The 14,939-nt window shown below is 29.6% G+C and carries 11 protein-coding genes and 4 pseudogenes; 9 read left to right on the top strand and 6 right to left on the bottom strand.

Going from position 1 to position 14,939, the window contains the following annotated elements; all coding sequences use genetic code 11:
• The first annotated feature begins 191 nt into the window (after positions 1-191).
• From glpK to JJC03_RS17980, 6 genes are all read left to right on the top strand, one after another.
• Positions 192-1,679 (top strand): glycerol kinase GlpK, encoded by a 1,488-nt coding sequence (glpK, locus tag JJC03_RS11405; protein ID WP_088398113.1) that lies wholly within the window; start codon positions 192-194, stop codon positions 1,677-1,679.
• Positions 1,680-2,528: a glycerol-3-phosphate dehydrogenase/oxidase gene (locus JJC03_RS17970; protein WP_258931860.1), complete on the top strand. Its 849-nt coding sequence runs from the start codon at positions 1,680-1,682 to the stop codon at positions 2,526-2,528.
• Between the two features lie 192 nt (positions 2,529-2,720).
• Positions 2,721-3,233, top strand: coding sequence for a glycerol-3-phosphate dehydrogenase C-terminal domain-containing protein (locus tag JJC03_RS17975; protein ID WP_258931862.1), 513 nt, complete (start codon positions 2,721-2,723; stop codon positions 3,231-3,233).
• Positions 3,234-3,238: 5 nt separating this feature from the next.
• Positions 3,239-3,946, top strand: coding sequence for an MIP/aquaporin family protein (locus tag JJC03_RS11415; RefSeq protein WP_165624142.1), 708 nt, complete (start codon positions 3,239-3,241; stop codon positions 3,944-3,946).
• A gap of 209 nt (positions 3,947-4,155) precedes the next feature.
• Positions 4,156-4,746, top strand: coding sequence for an RNA polymerase sigma factor (locus tag JJC03_RS11420; RefSeq protein ID WP_088445104.1), 591 nt, complete (start codon positions 4,156-4,158; stop codon positions 4,744-4,746).
• A gap of 54 nt (positions 4,747-4,800) precedes the next feature.
• Positions 4,801-4,932 (top strand): hypothetical protein, encoded by a 132-nt coding sequence (locus tag JJC03_RS17980; protein ID WP_258931863.1) that lies wholly within the window; start codon positions 4,801-4,803, stop codon positions 4,930-4,932.
• 51 nt (positions 4,933-4,983) lie between these two features.
• Here the strand turns inward: JJC03_RS17980 and JJC03_RS11425 are convergent, their stop codons facing one another.
• Positions 4,984-5,646 carry an endonuclease III domain-containing protein gene (locus JJC03_RS11425; RefSeq protein ID WP_088398109.1) on the bottom strand — a complete coding sequence of 221 codons (663 nt, stop codon included), beginning with the start codon at positions 5,644-5,646 and terminating at the stop codon, positions 4,984-4,986.
• 33 nt (positions 5,647-5,679) lie between these two features.
• Here JJC03_RS11425 and bcp point away from each other — a divergent pair.
• A pseudogene (gene bcp / locus JJC03_RS11430) lies at positions 5,680-6,137 on the top strand (thioredoxin-dependent thiol peroxidase).
• 119 nt (positions 6,138-6,256) lie between these two features.
• On the opposite strand, the gene JJC03_RS11435 reads toward bcp, so the two are convergent.
• Positions 6,257-6,841 carry an acyl carrier protein phosphodiesterase gene (locus JJC03_RS11435; protein ID WP_088398107.1) on the bottom strand — a complete coding sequence of 195 codons (585 nt, stop codon included), beginning with the start codon at positions 6,839-6,841 and terminating at the stop codon, positions 6,257-6,259.
• 94 nt (positions 6,842-6,935) lie between these two features.
• Here JJC03_RS11435 and glmM point away from each other — a divergent pair, with 94 nt between their 5' ends.
• Complete coding sequence (gene glmM, locus JJC03_RS11440) at positions 6,936-8,324, top strand: phosphoglucosamine mutase (RefSeq protein WP_088398106.1); 1,389 nt, start codon at positions 6,936-6,938, stop codon at positions 8,322-8,324.
• A 677-nt stretch (positions 8,325-9,001) separates the two neighbouring features.
• Positions 9,002-10,673, top strand: a pseudogene (locus tag JJC03_RS11445) (amino acid permease).
• Positions 10,674-10,769: 96 nt separating this feature from the next.
• Here the strand turns inward: JJC03_RS11445 and JJC03_RS11450 are convergent.
• The 4 genes and pseudogenes from JJC03_RS11450 to JJC03_RS11460 form a co-directional block, all read right to left on the bottom strand.
• Positions 10,770-12,043 (bottom strand): annotated as a pseudogene (locus JJC03_RS11450) (glycosyltransferase family 4 protein).
• A 28-nt stretch (positions 12,044-12,071) separates the two neighbouring features.
• Complete coding sequence (locus JJC03_RS17985; RefSeq protein ID WP_258931864.1) at positions 12,072-12,290, bottom strand: fluoride efflux transporter FluC; 219 nt, start codon at positions 12,288-12,290, stop codon at positions 12,072-12,074.
• Positions 12,236-12,442, bottom strand: a complete 207-nt coding sequence (locus JJC03_RS17990; RefSeq protein WP_309597802.1) for a CrcB family protein — start codon at positions 12,440-12,442, stop codon at positions 12,236-12,238. The genes JJC03_RS17985 and JJC03_RS17990 overlap by 55 nt, the downstream gene beginning before the upstream one ends.
• Positions 12,439-14,866 (bottom strand): annotated as a pseudogene (locus tag JJC03_RS11460) (YfhO family protein). The gene JJC03_RS17990 and the pseudogene JJC03_RS11460 overlap by 4 nt, the downstream one beginning before the upstream one ends.
• Positions 14,867-14,939 lie beyond the last annotated feature (73 nt).

Raw genomic sequence — 14,939 nt, forward strand, 5'->3', positions numbered from 1 at the left:
GATTTAGAAAAAAACTAATAAGACATAAAGCCTTATTAGTTTTTTCTTTTAAAATATTTAGTTTTAGAATAAAAAATAATGTTAAATATTTAAAATGTTGTTTAGCTAAAAATAAATTAACATTTTTTTAATGATTGCTTTTAAATTACTTTCTGATTTCGTTATATTTGATAAAACTATGCACGCATATTATGTCAAAATATATTTTATCATTAGATCAAGGAACTACAAGTAGTCGTTCTATATTATTTGATTTACAAGGGAATGTTGTAGCAGTATCCCAAAAAGAATTTTCTCAAATATTTCCCATTCCAGGTTGGGTAGAACATGATCCTATTGAAATTTGGGAATCACAACTCTCAACGATTTTTCAAGTCTTAGAAAAAGCACAAATTAAAACCTCTGAAATTAAAGCCATTGGTATAACTAATCAACGTGAAACAACTGTATTATGGGATAAAAAAACAGGAAAGCCTATTTATAATGCAATTGTTTGGCAAGATAGAAGAACAGCTGTTCTTTGCGATGATCTAAAATCAAGAGGATTAAATAATATAATTCAACAAAAAACAGGCTTGGTAGTTGACTCCTATTTTAGTGGAACTAAAGTAAAATGGATTTTAGATCATGTTCAAGATGCAAGAAAAATGGCAGAGCAAAATGAAATTTTATTTGGAACTATTGATTCTTGGTTACTTTGGAATTTAACCCAAGGGAAAGTTCATGCTACTGATGTAAGTAATGCAAGTCGTACGTTATTATGTAATATTCATAATTGTGAATGGGATGAAGAATTATTAGAAATTCTAAACGTTCCGATGAATATTTTACCAGAAATTTGTAGTAGTAGTGAAATTTATGGTTATACTAATGTCTTAGATCCAGATATTAATATCCCAATTGCAGGTATAGCGGGAGATCAACAAGCCGCTTTATTTGGACAAATGTGTATTCAGCCAGGTATGGTTAAAAATACATACGGAACAGGCTGTTTTATGTTAATGAACACAGGAGAAGAATTAATTCCATCTCAAAATCATTTGCTAACAACAGTTGCTTGGAAAATAAATGGAATAACACATTATGCCTTAGAAGGAAGTGTTTTTATAGCAGGAGCAGTTGTTCAATGGTTGCGTGATGGATTAGGAATTATACAATCTTCGGAAGAGATAGAAACCTTAGCAGCTACTGTAGAAACGAATGAAGGAGTTTATGTCGTACCTGCTTTTGCTGGATTAGGAGCCCCTTATTGGAATCAACATGCAAGAGGAACTATTACAGGTTTAACCAGAGGAACTACAGCAGGCCATATAGCTAGAGCATCTTTAGAAAGTATAGCATATCAAACTCGAGATGTTTTGTTAGCAATGCAAGCAGATAGTCATATTTATATAAAAGAACTGCGTGTAGATGGAGGGGCAACAGTTAATAATCTCCTTATGCAGTTTCAAGCTGATGTATTAAATACTAAAGTAATACGACCTATTATTACAGAAACAACCGCTTTAGGAGCTGCTTATTTAGCTGGCTTAGCAGTTGGTTTTTGGAAAAATATAGACGAATTGCAACAACAATGGCAGGTAGAAAAAATATTTACTTCTACTATCGAACCAGAAATACGAAATACCCTAAATGAAGGTTGGAAAAAAGCCATTAGTGCATCAGAAGCATTTATATAAATGAATAGACAAGATCAAATTCATATCCTAAAATCCACTAACGATTTTGATATTATAATAATCGGAGGGGGAGCTACAGGGTTAGGATGTGCTGTAGATGCAGCATCTAGAGGATATAAAACATTATTAGTTGAAAAAAACGATTTTGCAAAAGGAACTTCCAGTAGAGCTACAAAATTAGTTCATGGAGGGGTTCGGTATTTAGCACAAGGGAATATACATTTAGTTAGAGAAGCTCTATTAGAAAGAGGAAGATTGTTACGTAATGCACCTCATGTCTGTAGGAAAATTCCTTTTGTTATGCCAGCTTATAATGGGTATGATAAATGGTTTTATGGTATAGGGCTTTGGATTTATGAATTATTATCTGGTAAATTAAGTCTAGGACCTACCCAATTCTTATCAAAAAAACAGACAAAAGAATACCTTCCCGATTTAAATCCAAAAAAGTTATTTGGAGGAGTTTTGTATTATGATGGTCAGTTTGATGATAGTAGATTAGCAATTAACTTAGCTCAAACAGCTATTGAACAAGGAGCAATAGTAGTTAATTATTTCGAAGTAACTGATTTTATAAAAGAAAAAGAATACTTAAAAGGAATTAAAGTAAAAGATGTATTTACTCAAGAAGAATTCTATTTTAGATCAAAAATAATTATTAATGCTACAGGGGTTTTTGCTGATGATCTTTTATATCTAGCTGAAAAGAATATTTCTAAAACAATAGCACCGTCACAAGGAATACATTTAGTAGTTGATTCTCATTTTTTTAATACTAATCACGCATTAATGATGCCTAAAACTGATGATGGAAGAGTTTTTTTGTTATTCCTTGGTATGATAAAATAATTTTAGGGACAACAGATACGCCTGTTAATAAAGTTTTAGTAGAACCTTTAGCTTTAGAACAAGAAATACAATTTGTTTTAGATCATTTTAATAAATACTCTTTAAATAAAATAAAGAAGAATGATGTTAAAAGTGTTTTTGTAGGTCTAAGACCTTTAGTAAAAAAAAGCTGATGTAAATACTACTAAAGTAATGCCTAGAGATCATGTCGTAACGATCTTTCCTTCTGGTTTAATTCATGTTATTGGAGGGAAATGGACAACTTATAGAAGTATAGCTGAACATACCCTAAATGTAGCCATTCAAGCAGCTAATTTGCCTCCTAAAAAATGTAGAACAAAACAACTTAAGATACATGGTTCAATTGATTTAAATGAAGCTTCTCATATGTCTATTTATGGAACCGATGCTCCTAAAATAAAAGAATTATTTTATGAAAATGAAGAACTAACGAATTTAATTCATCCTAAATACCCCTACACAAAAGCAGAAGTAGTATGGTTTATTCGTAATGAAATGGCTCAAACAATAGAAGATATTTTAGCAAGACGTATTCGATTATTGTTTTTAGACGCATTTGCTTGCCTACAATGCGTAGAAACAGTTGCGCAAATAATAGCTTTAGAAAAAGGAAAAACACTCCAGAGTATGGAAAAAGAAATAAACGAATTTAAACAATTAACGAATCAATATTTAATTAATTAAAAATGATGAATCCTTTTTTAGCAGAATTTATAGGAACCATGATCCTATTACTATTAGGTAATGGTGTCGTTGCCAATGTTGTTTTAAACAAAACAAAAGGTAATAATGGTGGATGGATTGTAATAACCTTTGGATGGGCAATAGCTGTTTTCGTAGGAGTATATATGACCGCTTCAAGTAGTGGAGCTCATTTAAACCCCATTGTGTCAATGGCTTTAGCAATTCAAGGAAAATTAACATGGACAGATTTACCTTTTTATGTTTTATCTCAATTTTTAGGTGCAATGGTAGGTTCATTATTTGTTTATTTTGCATATAAACAACATTATGACGAAACGGAAGATATAGGATTAATAAAAGCTACTTTTTGTAATGAACCCGCAATTCGAAATGTTTTTCATAATTTAATTTCAGAAATAATAGCAACTTTTGCTTTAGTTATAGGTATATTATTTTTAACAGGGCCAAAAGCTTCTTTAGGAAGTTTAGACGCATTACCTGTTGCCCTATTAGTATTAGGAATAGGACTTTCATTAGGAGGAGCAACAGGGTATGCTATTAATCCAGCACGTGATCTAGGACCTCGTATTTTATACGCTATTTTACCTATTAAACATAAAGGAAGTCCTGATTGGAAATATAGTTGGATTCCTGTTTTAGGACCTGTTTTAGGAAGTTTATTAGCTGTTTGTTTTTTTAGTTTACTGAATTAAATTTGCATAAGTATAGAAATTAAAGTAGTAGTTGTTAAGGATAAAAGCTAAAAATATTTTACCGAATATGTTAAAAAAATATATTTTTTTGTTATTATAGAAAAAATAATTATAACTTTGTGTTATAACACTTAAACACAACGCCTATAAAGCAATAATACTTTTAATTATAGTTTTTTTTATCCAAATAACTTTAAAAAGTATTGTTTATGACTACTACTTCAATTTCAGATGCACTCTTAGTAAAGAGCTATATAGAAGGTAATGAAAATGCCTTAGCTCAATTGATTGATCGTCATCAAACTAAAATCTACAGCTTTATTTATTCAAAAGTTCAAGATAGCGAAATAGCAAATGATATTTTTCAAGATGTCTTTATTAAAGTTATTAAAACTTTAAAAGGAGGAGGAAAACATTATAATGAAGAAGGAAAGTTTCTGCCTTGGGTTATGAGAATAGCTCATAATTTAGTGATCGATACCTTTAGAAGAGAACGAAAAATGCCTAAGTATAGGGATACAGAAGAATTCTCTGTTTTTTCTCTCATTACAGATGGATCTCCTAATGTTGAAATGAAGATGATTGCAGATCAGGTAGAAAATGATCTAATTCGTCTTATAGAACAATTACCAGATGATCAGCGCCAAGTGTTAGAGATGCGTATATATGATGATCTTAGCTTTAAGGAAATTGCAGAAATTACAGGAGTTAGCATCAATACAGCTTTAGGGCGTATGCGCTATGCACTACTTAATATGAGAAGGAGCATAGAAAAAAATAATATTACTTTAGCTAGTTAATAATAAAAAGACAAAGTTTGCGTTATATTCTAAAAGAATTTAGAAAAATAAATTATGGCAAAACTTTACACAAAGACACTACCTCAATTTTCTAAAATGATGCCTGAAAAAGAAACAGTACATTTTATATTGAGTTATTCTAAAGCCTTAAAAATTATAAAAGCAGATGGTAAAAATTTGAGTTAGTTACCAACTAATACTTGATTATGCAATGTCTAATGTCTAAAAGCATCCTAATTATTTCAGGATGCTTTTTTTATTATATTCTTTTAATACACTACTTCTTCCAATCGTTTTAGTGATGATATCATTTTCAAGTTTCCACCCTCTTGCGGGAGAATACTCTCTTCCATACCATATAATTTGCAAATGAAGATCATTCCACGTTTCTTTAGGAAAAAGTCTTTTAGCATCTTTTTCAGTTTGTTGTACAGAAGAACCATCTGATAAATTCCAACGATACATTAACCGATGAATATGAGTGTCTACAGGAAAAGCAGGAATTCCAAAAGCTTGACTCATAACAACACTTGCTGTTTTATGACCTACTGCTGGTAATGCTTCTAGTGCATCAAAACATGCTGGAACTATGCCATTGTACTTTTCAATTAAAATTTGTGATAATCCATAAATTCCTTTTGATTTCATAGGAGATAAGCCACAAGGTCTAATGATGTCTTGTATTTCTTCAATACTTAATTTAACCATGTCATAAGGATTGTCTGCCTTAGCAAAAAGAAGAGGCGTAATTTGATTAACCCTTACATCAGTACATTGAGCTGAAAGTAAAACAGCTATTAATAAAGTATAAGGATCTTTATGGTCTAAAGGAATAGGAATAGTAGGATAGAGCTCATTAAGAGTGTTAATTACGAAATTAACTTTTTCTGCTTTGTTCATTATTATTTATTTTTACCAAAAATAAGTAAAACAATGACAAATTTAAAAATTGGAGATAAAGCTCCCGATTTTTCGACTTTAGACGAAAATGGAAATTTACATGAATTAAAAAAGTATGCTGGTAAAAAAATTGTATTGTTTTTTTATCCAAAAGCAAATACCCCAGGATGTACAGCTGAAGCATGTGATTTGAGTAATAATTTTGAAAAGTTTACTTCACTCAATTATGTATTATTAGGAGTTAGTGCAGATAATGCGAAAACTCAAAAAAATTTTCAGATAAATATAGTTTTCCTTTCCCTCTATTAGCTGATGAAAATAAAGAATTAATTCAAGCTTATGGAGTGTGGGGACCTAAAAAATTTATGGGGAAAGAGTTTGATGGAATTCATCGTACGACATTTATAATTAACGAAAATGGATATATTGAAGATATTATCCTAAAAGTAAAAACAAAAGAACACGCATCACAAATTTTAAAAATACTTTAAGCTTTAGTGTATTACCACTTTGTTTTACCATTTAAGAGATTAAGAAATAAACTGCATACTTTGTATTTTATAGTTTGATGACTTAGTCTCTTAATTATTTTTTGCTAAATACATTTTCTTTAGATGTTTATTAGTTTTATCTTACATTCATTAATTAAAATGTCAAAAAAAATAGTAAACTCTTCTTCAAAAAGAAGATAAAATTCTTTTAATTGATGTATTGCTTTGGGCATATTTACCCTATGTTGCGTTCTATAATCCATTTGAAAAAGTATCATTTCCATTCCTGAAAGTGTACTATAACTTACTAGCCAATTATTAGCTATCATATAAGGGAGCATTTTTTGGGTTCTAGTAGTTAGTAAACTATAATTATTTTGTAATGATTCATAAAACTTTTCAGCATATCTATTTAGAGGAGTAGAATGATAGTTTAACCAGTTTTTTGCTAAAAAATGATCGTAAAAAATGTCCATAATAACTCCTGAATAATGGCCATAGTTTTCATGGAGTCGATGTTTACTTTTTCTATATACAGGGTGACTATCAGTAAAGGAATCTATAAAGCGATGTAAGAGTATCCCTTTTTGAATTTCAAGATCAAATTTAGTATATTCTTTCCCTCGTACACCATCAGCCATGAAATTACCTATTTTTAGTAATTCATTTTCACCAGATAAATAAATATGAGCTAGAAAATTCAAATGTATAGAGTTTTAGATTAGATCTGTTATAAATATAGTTTTTTTACTTAAATCTTTAAAGTATATTTGTTTTTTAATTATAAATATAACAAAAATGACTTTAATAAAATCAATATCAGGTATTAGAGGAACCATAGGTGGAAATGTGGGTGATAATTTAACGCCTGTAGATGCAGTAAAATTTGCTTCTGCTTATGGAACTTTTTTAAAACAAAATATATCAAAAAATAAATTAAAAGTTTGTATCGGTCGTGATGCACGTATTTCAGGACCTATGATTCATAACCTAGTTGTTAATACTTTAATAGGTTTAGGAATAGACGTAATTGATTTAGGATTATCTACTACACCAACAGTTGAGGTTGCAGTGCCATTAGAACAAGCAGATGGAGGTATTATCTTAACTGCCTCTCATAATCCGAAACAATGGAATGCGTTGAAATTATTAAATGCTAAAGGTGAGTTTTTAAGTGGTGCTGATGGTGCTAAAATTTTAGAAATAGCAGAACAAGAAGCCTTTGATTTTTCAGATGTTGATTCATTAGGTGAAATTACAGAAAATAATGCCTATATGGATATTCATATTGATGAGGTGTTAAAATTGCCCTTAGTAGATGTTGAAGCAGTAGCAAAGAAAAAATTTAAAGTTGTAGTAGATGGAGTTAATTCTTCTGGAGGAATTATTATTCCTAAGTTATTAGAACAAATGGGAGTGGAGGTCGTTAAGTTGTATTGCGAACCTAATGGACATTTTCCACACAATCCAGAACCTTTAAAAGAACATTTGGGTGATATCTGTAAATTAGTAGTAGAAGAAAAAGCTGATTTCGGAATCGTTGTTGACCCAGATGTAGATCGTTTAGCGTTTATTTCTAATGACGGAGAAATGTTTGGTGAAGAATATACATTAGTTGCTGTTGCAGATTATGTGTTGAGTAAAACCCCTGGTAATACAGTCTCTAATATGTCTTCGTCTCGTGCATTAAGAGATATTACTGAAAAACATAATGGTACTTATCAAGCTAGTGCAGTAGGAGAGGTTAATGTAGTAGAATTAATGAAAGCTACTCAAGCTATCATAGGAGGTGAGGGTAACGGAGGTATTATTTATCCTGAAATTCACTATGGACGAGATGCTTTAGTAGGTGTTGCATTATTCTTAACTCATTTAGCTAATCAAGATAACACCGTAGCTCAGATGCGTGCGGATTTTCCACAATATTTTATGAGTAAAAATAAAATTGAATTAACCCCTTTAATAGATGTTGATGGAGTTATGAGTCAAATTGCGGAAAAATATGCAACTGAAAATTTATCTACTATTGATGGTGTTAAAATTGATTTTCCAACAGAATGGGTACATTTAAGAAAATCAAATACGGAACCTATCATTCGTATTTATACTGAGGCACCATCACAAAAAGAAGCAGATATTTTAGCTGAACGTTTCGTAAATGAATTAAAACAATTAGCAGGAGTTTAATTATTTATAGGATAAAAAATGAGTTTTATTCGTGTTTTTATATCCTAATTATCTATGGTATTCAATTGTTTTTTGAGATACGTACTGGTAAACTGTGCGTGTTATGGAAAAATCCCTCAAAGAACGGTTGAATACCTTTCCTTTTAAAAAAACTCAAAAAAATGTTGATTTTATTTTTTGTAACAGAAGTAGTGGTTTAGTAGATAATTTAGGTATTAGGATTATTAAAAATAAAAGTCGGAAAAAAGTATAGGATAATTCTATAAAAAAATATTATTAATAATAAAGAAGATTGTTATTGCAATGATATAATTGAATTACTAAAAATAAACATGAAATTTTTAGTAAAATGATCTGTTATAAACCAGAAAAGGTATTTTTTACATGATTAAAAGAGGATTTTCTTTTTACTATAGAGCTATATTTTACTTGTGATAGGATTAGATAAATACCAGAAATAATTAAAAATTTTAACTTATTGAGTCAGATTGTAATAGTTCTTTCTTTTTTAGAATATAAAATTCAGGATGAACAATATTAAATAGAAGTATAAATCCTTTGTGCTTTTCTATATTGAATAAAATGTAATTGAAAGTGTAAAAAAAAGAGATAAATAAAAATTTTTCTGCAAGTTTTATATATTTGTTCATCTTAATAAAAAAAATCAATCAAAAAATATGTCATTAACACGATTATTTAGAAAAAAATCACTAGATATAATCCTAAAACAAGGAGGTGATGGGGAACACTCAGGGTTAAATAAAGTGTTAACTGTAAAAGATTTAACCTTTTTTGGAATTGCCGCTATTATAGGAGGCGGAACTTTTTCAGCTATAGGAAATGCTTGTTTCTCAGGAGGACCAGGCGTTATTTTACTATATATTATTTGTGCTATAGCTTGTGGTTTTACCGCTATGTGTTATGCAGAATTTGCTTCTAGAGTACCCGTTTCAGGAAGTGCTTATACCTATGCTTATGTGTCTTTTGGTGAATTGTTTGCTTGGATTATAGGATGGGCTTTATTAATGGAATATTCTATTGGAAATATCTATATCGCTTTTTCATGGAGTGGATATTTTACTAACTTATTAGAATCCTTTGGCTTGCATTTGCCTGAATGGTTAACTATAAATTATAAATCAGCACATGCAGCTTTTCTTGAAGGTAAGGGCGGAGAAGGATTATTAGCGTGGAAAAATGCTCCAGAAGTAGCCAGGCTAAAAATTATTTTTGATATGCCTGCAGTTTTAATAAACGTTTTAATAACCTATTTAATATATAAAGGAACTAGTGAGTCAAAAATGTAAGCAATTTTATGGTCTATTTAAAATTGATTATTATAGTACTAGTAATAGCAGTAGGTGTATTTTATATTGATATAGATAATTGGAATCCTTTTATGCCTAATGGTTTTAAAGGAGTTATGGCAGGAGTTTCAGCTGTTTTTTTTGCTTATATTGGTTTTGATGCTGTTTCTACTCTAGCAGAAGAAAGTAAAAATCCGCAACATGATTTACCTAGAGGTATGATTTATTCATTAGTTGTTTGTACCATAGTATATATTATTTTAGCCTTAATATTAACAGGAATGGTAAAATATGATCTATTAGGGGTTAGTGATCCTTTAGCAGAAATCTTTGCTCTAAAAGGAATTAAATGGATGTTGTTTATAGTGTCAATTGCCGCAGTTGCTGCAATGACCAGTGTAATGTTAGTTTTTCAAATGGGACAGCCTCGTATTTGGATGACAATGAGTCGTGATGGATTAATGCCTAAACAATTTGCAGCTATTCATCCAAAATATAAAACACCAGGATTTGCTACAATAGTAACAGGTATTGTAGTGGGATTACCTATCTTTTTTACAGATGAAAATTTTGTGTTAGATTTTACCAGTATAGGTACCTTATTTGCTTTTGTTTTAGTTTGTGGAGGTGTTCTTATGTTAGCACCTCATAATGAAGCAGAAGCTAATGCTCCTACAAGAGGAAAGTTTAGAATTCCTTATATAAATTCAAAATGGATTTTCCCAATCTTAGTTATCTTCTCTTTTGGAATTATTAATTTCTTATTCCCAGATTATTTTGAATCCATATTAAGTTTAAATGAGTCAAATTTAGCTACTAATTTACCTTTATTAGTCTTTTTTATTTTTACCTTAATTATGACTGTTTTTTCTTTTTGAAAAATTTGTCACTTATTCCGTTATTAGGGCTAATATCGTGTTGTTATTTGTTAACAGGTATGGCTTTATCTAATTGGAAATGGTTTGGAATTTGGTTAACGATAGGATTAGTAATATATTTTTCGTATGGATTTAAAAATAGTAAACTAAATAAAAATAGTTAGAAAGAAGATATTTTATAAATTCATAAAAATAGCCGGTAAAACTTAGTTTTACCGGCTATTTTTATGAATCAAGGAAAGAAATTATCAAAAAAATAATTATAAAATATCAACTAATTTTTTTGTTAAATTTTTTCTAGAATATTGTTGTAATCCTACAGCATGTACTTTAAGACTCTTTTCTAAATAGGCATTAAAATAAAAAAATATTTTTTCTTTAAGAGCATCTTTTTCTTTATAAGTAAAAAAACTACCTGTATTCGTTTCTGTTATAATAGATGCAAAATCAGATTCTTTTGGTCCTATGGCTAGTATTGGTCGTTCAGAAACTATATATTCGAAAACTTTACCTGGAATAATACTCTTAGTTTCATCAGAATCTATTTCAATTAAAAGTAAAACCTGAGATTTTCTTTGATGTATAACAGCTTCTTCATGTGAAACATAACCTAAATTATTTACAAAGGTATCTAGTTTAAAATCTTTTATAGAATTAAGAACTTCTTGGCTTGTTGCTCCAATCAACTTTAATTCAAAATTTTCTGAAAAAGCTGTATTTTCACTTACTAATTCATTTAAAACTTCCCATAATATTTGAGGATTTCTATCAGAAAGAAAAGAACCTATATGAGCGAGTGTAAATTTTTCATCTAGTACTTGTTTACTTATCTTTTCTACGTCGTAACCATTCGTAATTACGTGTATAGGTTTTGTTGTAATTAATTCAAATTCTTTTTTAGTAGTTGGACTAGTAACAATTAACTCATCTGCTGTATTCATTACCTCATATTCAAGATCTTTATGTTTTTGAGCAGCACTTTTAGTTAATTTTAATGCTTTGTGATAACCAATTGTTGTCCATGGATCTCTAAAATCAGCCAACCATTTAATATTTAGATTTTTCTTTAAACCTAATCCAATAAGATGTAAACTATGAGGAGGTCCTGTAGTAATTATTGTATCAATCTTATTTTCTTTAATGTACTTTGATAAATATGTAATGGAAGGTTTTACCCATAAGACACGTGCATCAGGGATAAATAAATTACCTCTAACCCATAATAAAATCTTTTGTACAAAAGATTGTTTTTTTTGTGCAGGAATAATACCTGAACTTATTTTTTTTGTACTATTTTTCGAAAAAAAGAAGCCCAAGCATAAGGCTCTATAATGGGTTTTTTTAATATGGTAATTGTAGAAGATACTTCTTCTTTTAATTTTTTATCTAATAGAGGGTAAGTTGGGTTTTCAGGTATGTATATAATAGGCTCAATATTAAAATCAGGTAAATATTTTACAAACTTTAACCATCTCTGGACACCTGGTCCACCAGCAGGAGGCCAATAATAACTTATAATTAAAATTTTTTTCATTGCAATAATTTTTTAAGACATTAGTAGTTTAGCTTTTCATAAGATAAATTCCGAAGTAAGTCATACCAAAGCCAATTGTTATACTTAAAAAAGTATATAAAAAAGCCATCCCTGTTTGATTGTTTTGTAATAGTTGAATGTTTTCATTGGAAAAGGTAGAAAAAGTTGTAAATCCACCACAAATTCCAGTAATTAAAAAATACCTGAATTCACTCGTGTCATACGATTGTTTTTCAAAATAGCCCAAAAAAGACCTATTAAAAGACAGCCTATACTATTAATAATAAATGTACCAATAGGAAAGCCATTCGTTATAAAACGATTTAAAAAAAGAGAGGCTAGATAGCGTAAAATACTACCTATACCTCCTCCTAATCCTATATATAATATTGATTTCAGTTTCTTTTATTCTTTCTAATTAAATAAATGCCTCCAATGATGAGCCCAAGCATTAGAATAAAGCTAATTAATGCTATTATACTACCTGTTTTTACTACTTGAGGTTCAAATTTAAATTCAATACTGTGCTTACCGGCAGGAATAGGTAAACCTCTTAAAGTATAATCTACACGGTAGTGATCTACTAATTTTCCATCTATATAGGCATTCCAACCTTTTCCGTAATACATTTCAGAAAATACTGCAAAACCATTTTTAGGGTTTATAGATTCATATTTTAAATCATTAGCTTTATATGATGTTAAAATGATTTTAGCATTTTCATTGGAAATATCTTTAGTTCCTTTAAAAGTACTCCCATTTTCAGAAGAGGTATTGAAAATAGCAACTTGCTTTGAATTAAATTTATCTAATGACTTCATTTCCTGATCAGCAGACTTAACAAATAGAATTGATTTTACAAACCACGCATTACCATTTGCTTGTTGATTACGAATAAGAAATTGTTCGTTTTTTTCATTTTTTTGAATCAAATATTTTACATTAAGCATGTTTAATACTTCAATGTTGTTTTTTGAAATTTGATAATCAAAAAGCTCTTGCATTCTTCTTGGCTTAGCAGCATGGTAACCTCCAATTGATTTATGAAAGTATGATGTACGAGGCTCACTCATTGCATTTTTAGAAACTTCAAAAACTCTATAATGAGATTTATCCTGTAAGATAGTTTTATCAAAAGGAGCCATAATAAATGGGACATCTACTTCAGAAGCATTAACGAAATCTGATGCGTTTACATAATTTTTAGCAATTAAAAACAAATCAGCTGTCATTAATAAACCTACAATTATGGTGGCAGCTTTATGAGAAATAGTCTTTTTAAAACTTAGAAATAAAGCTCCTGCGGTTAAAATTATTAAAAAGATAGAACGTAATAAATCTGATGTAAAAAGTGATTTTCTGTCTTCCTTTAAAGCATTAATAAATTCAGGACCATACATATTAATTAAATATCCATCGCTTGAACCTGAAAAACTAAATAAAGATTTAGAAAATAATAATAATAAAAGTGTTCCTATACTTACTAAAGTTGCCTTTATTAATCCGTCTTTTTGCTCTTTTTCTTCAGACATAAAATAGGATTGTAATCCTAAAATAGCTAACACAGGTATACAAAGCTCTAATATTACTTGAATAGATGAGACTGCTCTAAATTTATCATAAAAAGGGACATGATAGATGAAAAAATCTGTTAGTAATGGGAAGTTTTTCCCCATGAAAGGACTAATGATATTATAGCTCCTATTAGGAAAGCATATTTTATTTTTCTTTTATCAATAAATAAAGCTAAAACTGCTAAAAAGAAAACAATAGCTCCTATGTATGCAGGAGCAGCCACTATGGGTTGATCTCCCCAATAAGTAGGTAATCCTTTTACTATCTCTTTAGCTTGATCTTCTGGGACTTCTTGTGATAAAACAAAATTATACATAGCCGATTTCGTTCCTATATTTTCACTATTAGAACCTCCAAAAATTCTAGGTGATATTAGATTAAAACTTTCTGCTAATCCATAACTATATTCCGTAATATAATCATAAGTCATAGAGGTAGAGGTTTCTGTATTATTTTTTTTGCCATCAGGACTAAAAGTTAATTCATTCTTGCCACGTGTACTTTCCTTTGCATATTCTTGGGTTGCTAATAGACCTGTGGCATTTACCCCAATTGAAACCATTCCAGCTACTATAAATATTCCAAAGCTATAGATTAGATCCTTCAAATCATTTTCTTTGATAGCTCTGTAAATATAATATGCAGTTAAAATTAATAGAAAAATAAATAAATAGTAAGTCATCTGAAAATGGTTAGCATTAAGTTCTAATGCTGCCGCAATCATAGTGAGAATTCCTCCAATGATCCATCTTTTTTGAAAAACCATTACTACACCTGCAACCACCATGGGCATATAAGCAATTGCATGCGCTTTTGCATTATGACCAACTCCTAATATGATAATTAGATAAGTAGAAAAACCAAAGACCAGTGCACCAAAAAGGATTTTAAAGAGGGAACTCTTAATGCCATTAGTAAAACATAAAAACCAAGAAAATATAAAAATAAATAATCTGCTGGTCTCGGTAAAAAACGTAAAACAGAATCAATTTTCTTGATATAATTATGAGGATAATTAGCCCCTAATTGATAAGTAGGCATTCCTCCGAAAGCACTATTAGTCCAGTAAGGTTCTTCGTTATATTGTGCCCTAAAATCATTTTGTTCTTTAGCCATTGCCGTATATTGAACAATATCTGATTGTAAGATTTTTTTACCACTTAAAACAGGATAAAAATAGATAATTGAAATCAGTACAAAACCAATAAAGGCTAGTACATGCGGATAAAAACGTTTTAAATTATTCATAAATGAAAATCAATCAAAATAAGGGGTGAAGATAACAATTTTTAATTTGCAGTTTATAGTATCATTAGATAGA

The sequence above is a fragment of the Flavobacterium oreochromis genome, from assembly GCF_019565455.1.
GTDB classification, from domain to species: Bacteria; Bacteroidota; Bacteroidia; order Flavobacteriales; family Flavobacteriaceae; genus Flavobacterium; species Flavobacterium oreochromis.

Bases quoted from the DNA above. Each gene is read 5' to 3' on its own strand.
- glmM (WP_088398106.1), top strand. From the start codon at position 6,936: ATGACTTTAATAAAATCAATATCAGGTATTAGAGGAACCATAGGTGGA.
- JJC03_RS17975 (WP_258931862.1), top strand. From the start codon at position 2,721: ATGCCTAGAGATCATGTCGTAACGATCTTTCCTTCTGGTTTAATTCAT.
- JJC03_RS17980 (WP_258931863.1), top strand. From the start codon at position 4,801: ATGGCAAAACTTTACACAAAGACACTACCTCAATTTTCTAAAATGATG.
- glpK (WP_088398113.1), top strand. From the start codon at position 192: ATGTCAAAATATATTTTATCATTAGATCAAGGAACTACAAGTAGTCGT.
- JJC03_RS11425 (WP_088398109.1), bottom strand. From the start codon at position 5,646: ATGAACAAAGCAGAAAAAGTTAATTTCGTAATTAACACTCTTAATGAG.
- JJC03_RS11415 (WP_165624142.1), top strand. From the start codon at position 3,239: ATGAATCCTTTTTTAGCAGAATTTATAGGAACCATGATCCTATTACTA.
- JJC03_RS17970 (WP_258931860.1), top strand. From the start codon at position 1,680: ATGAATAGACAAGATCAAATTCATATCCTAAAATCCACTAACGATTTT.
- JJC03_RS11420 (WP_088445104.1), top strand. From the start codon at position 4,156: ATGACTACTACTTCAATTTCAGATGCACTCTTAGTAAAGAGCTATATA.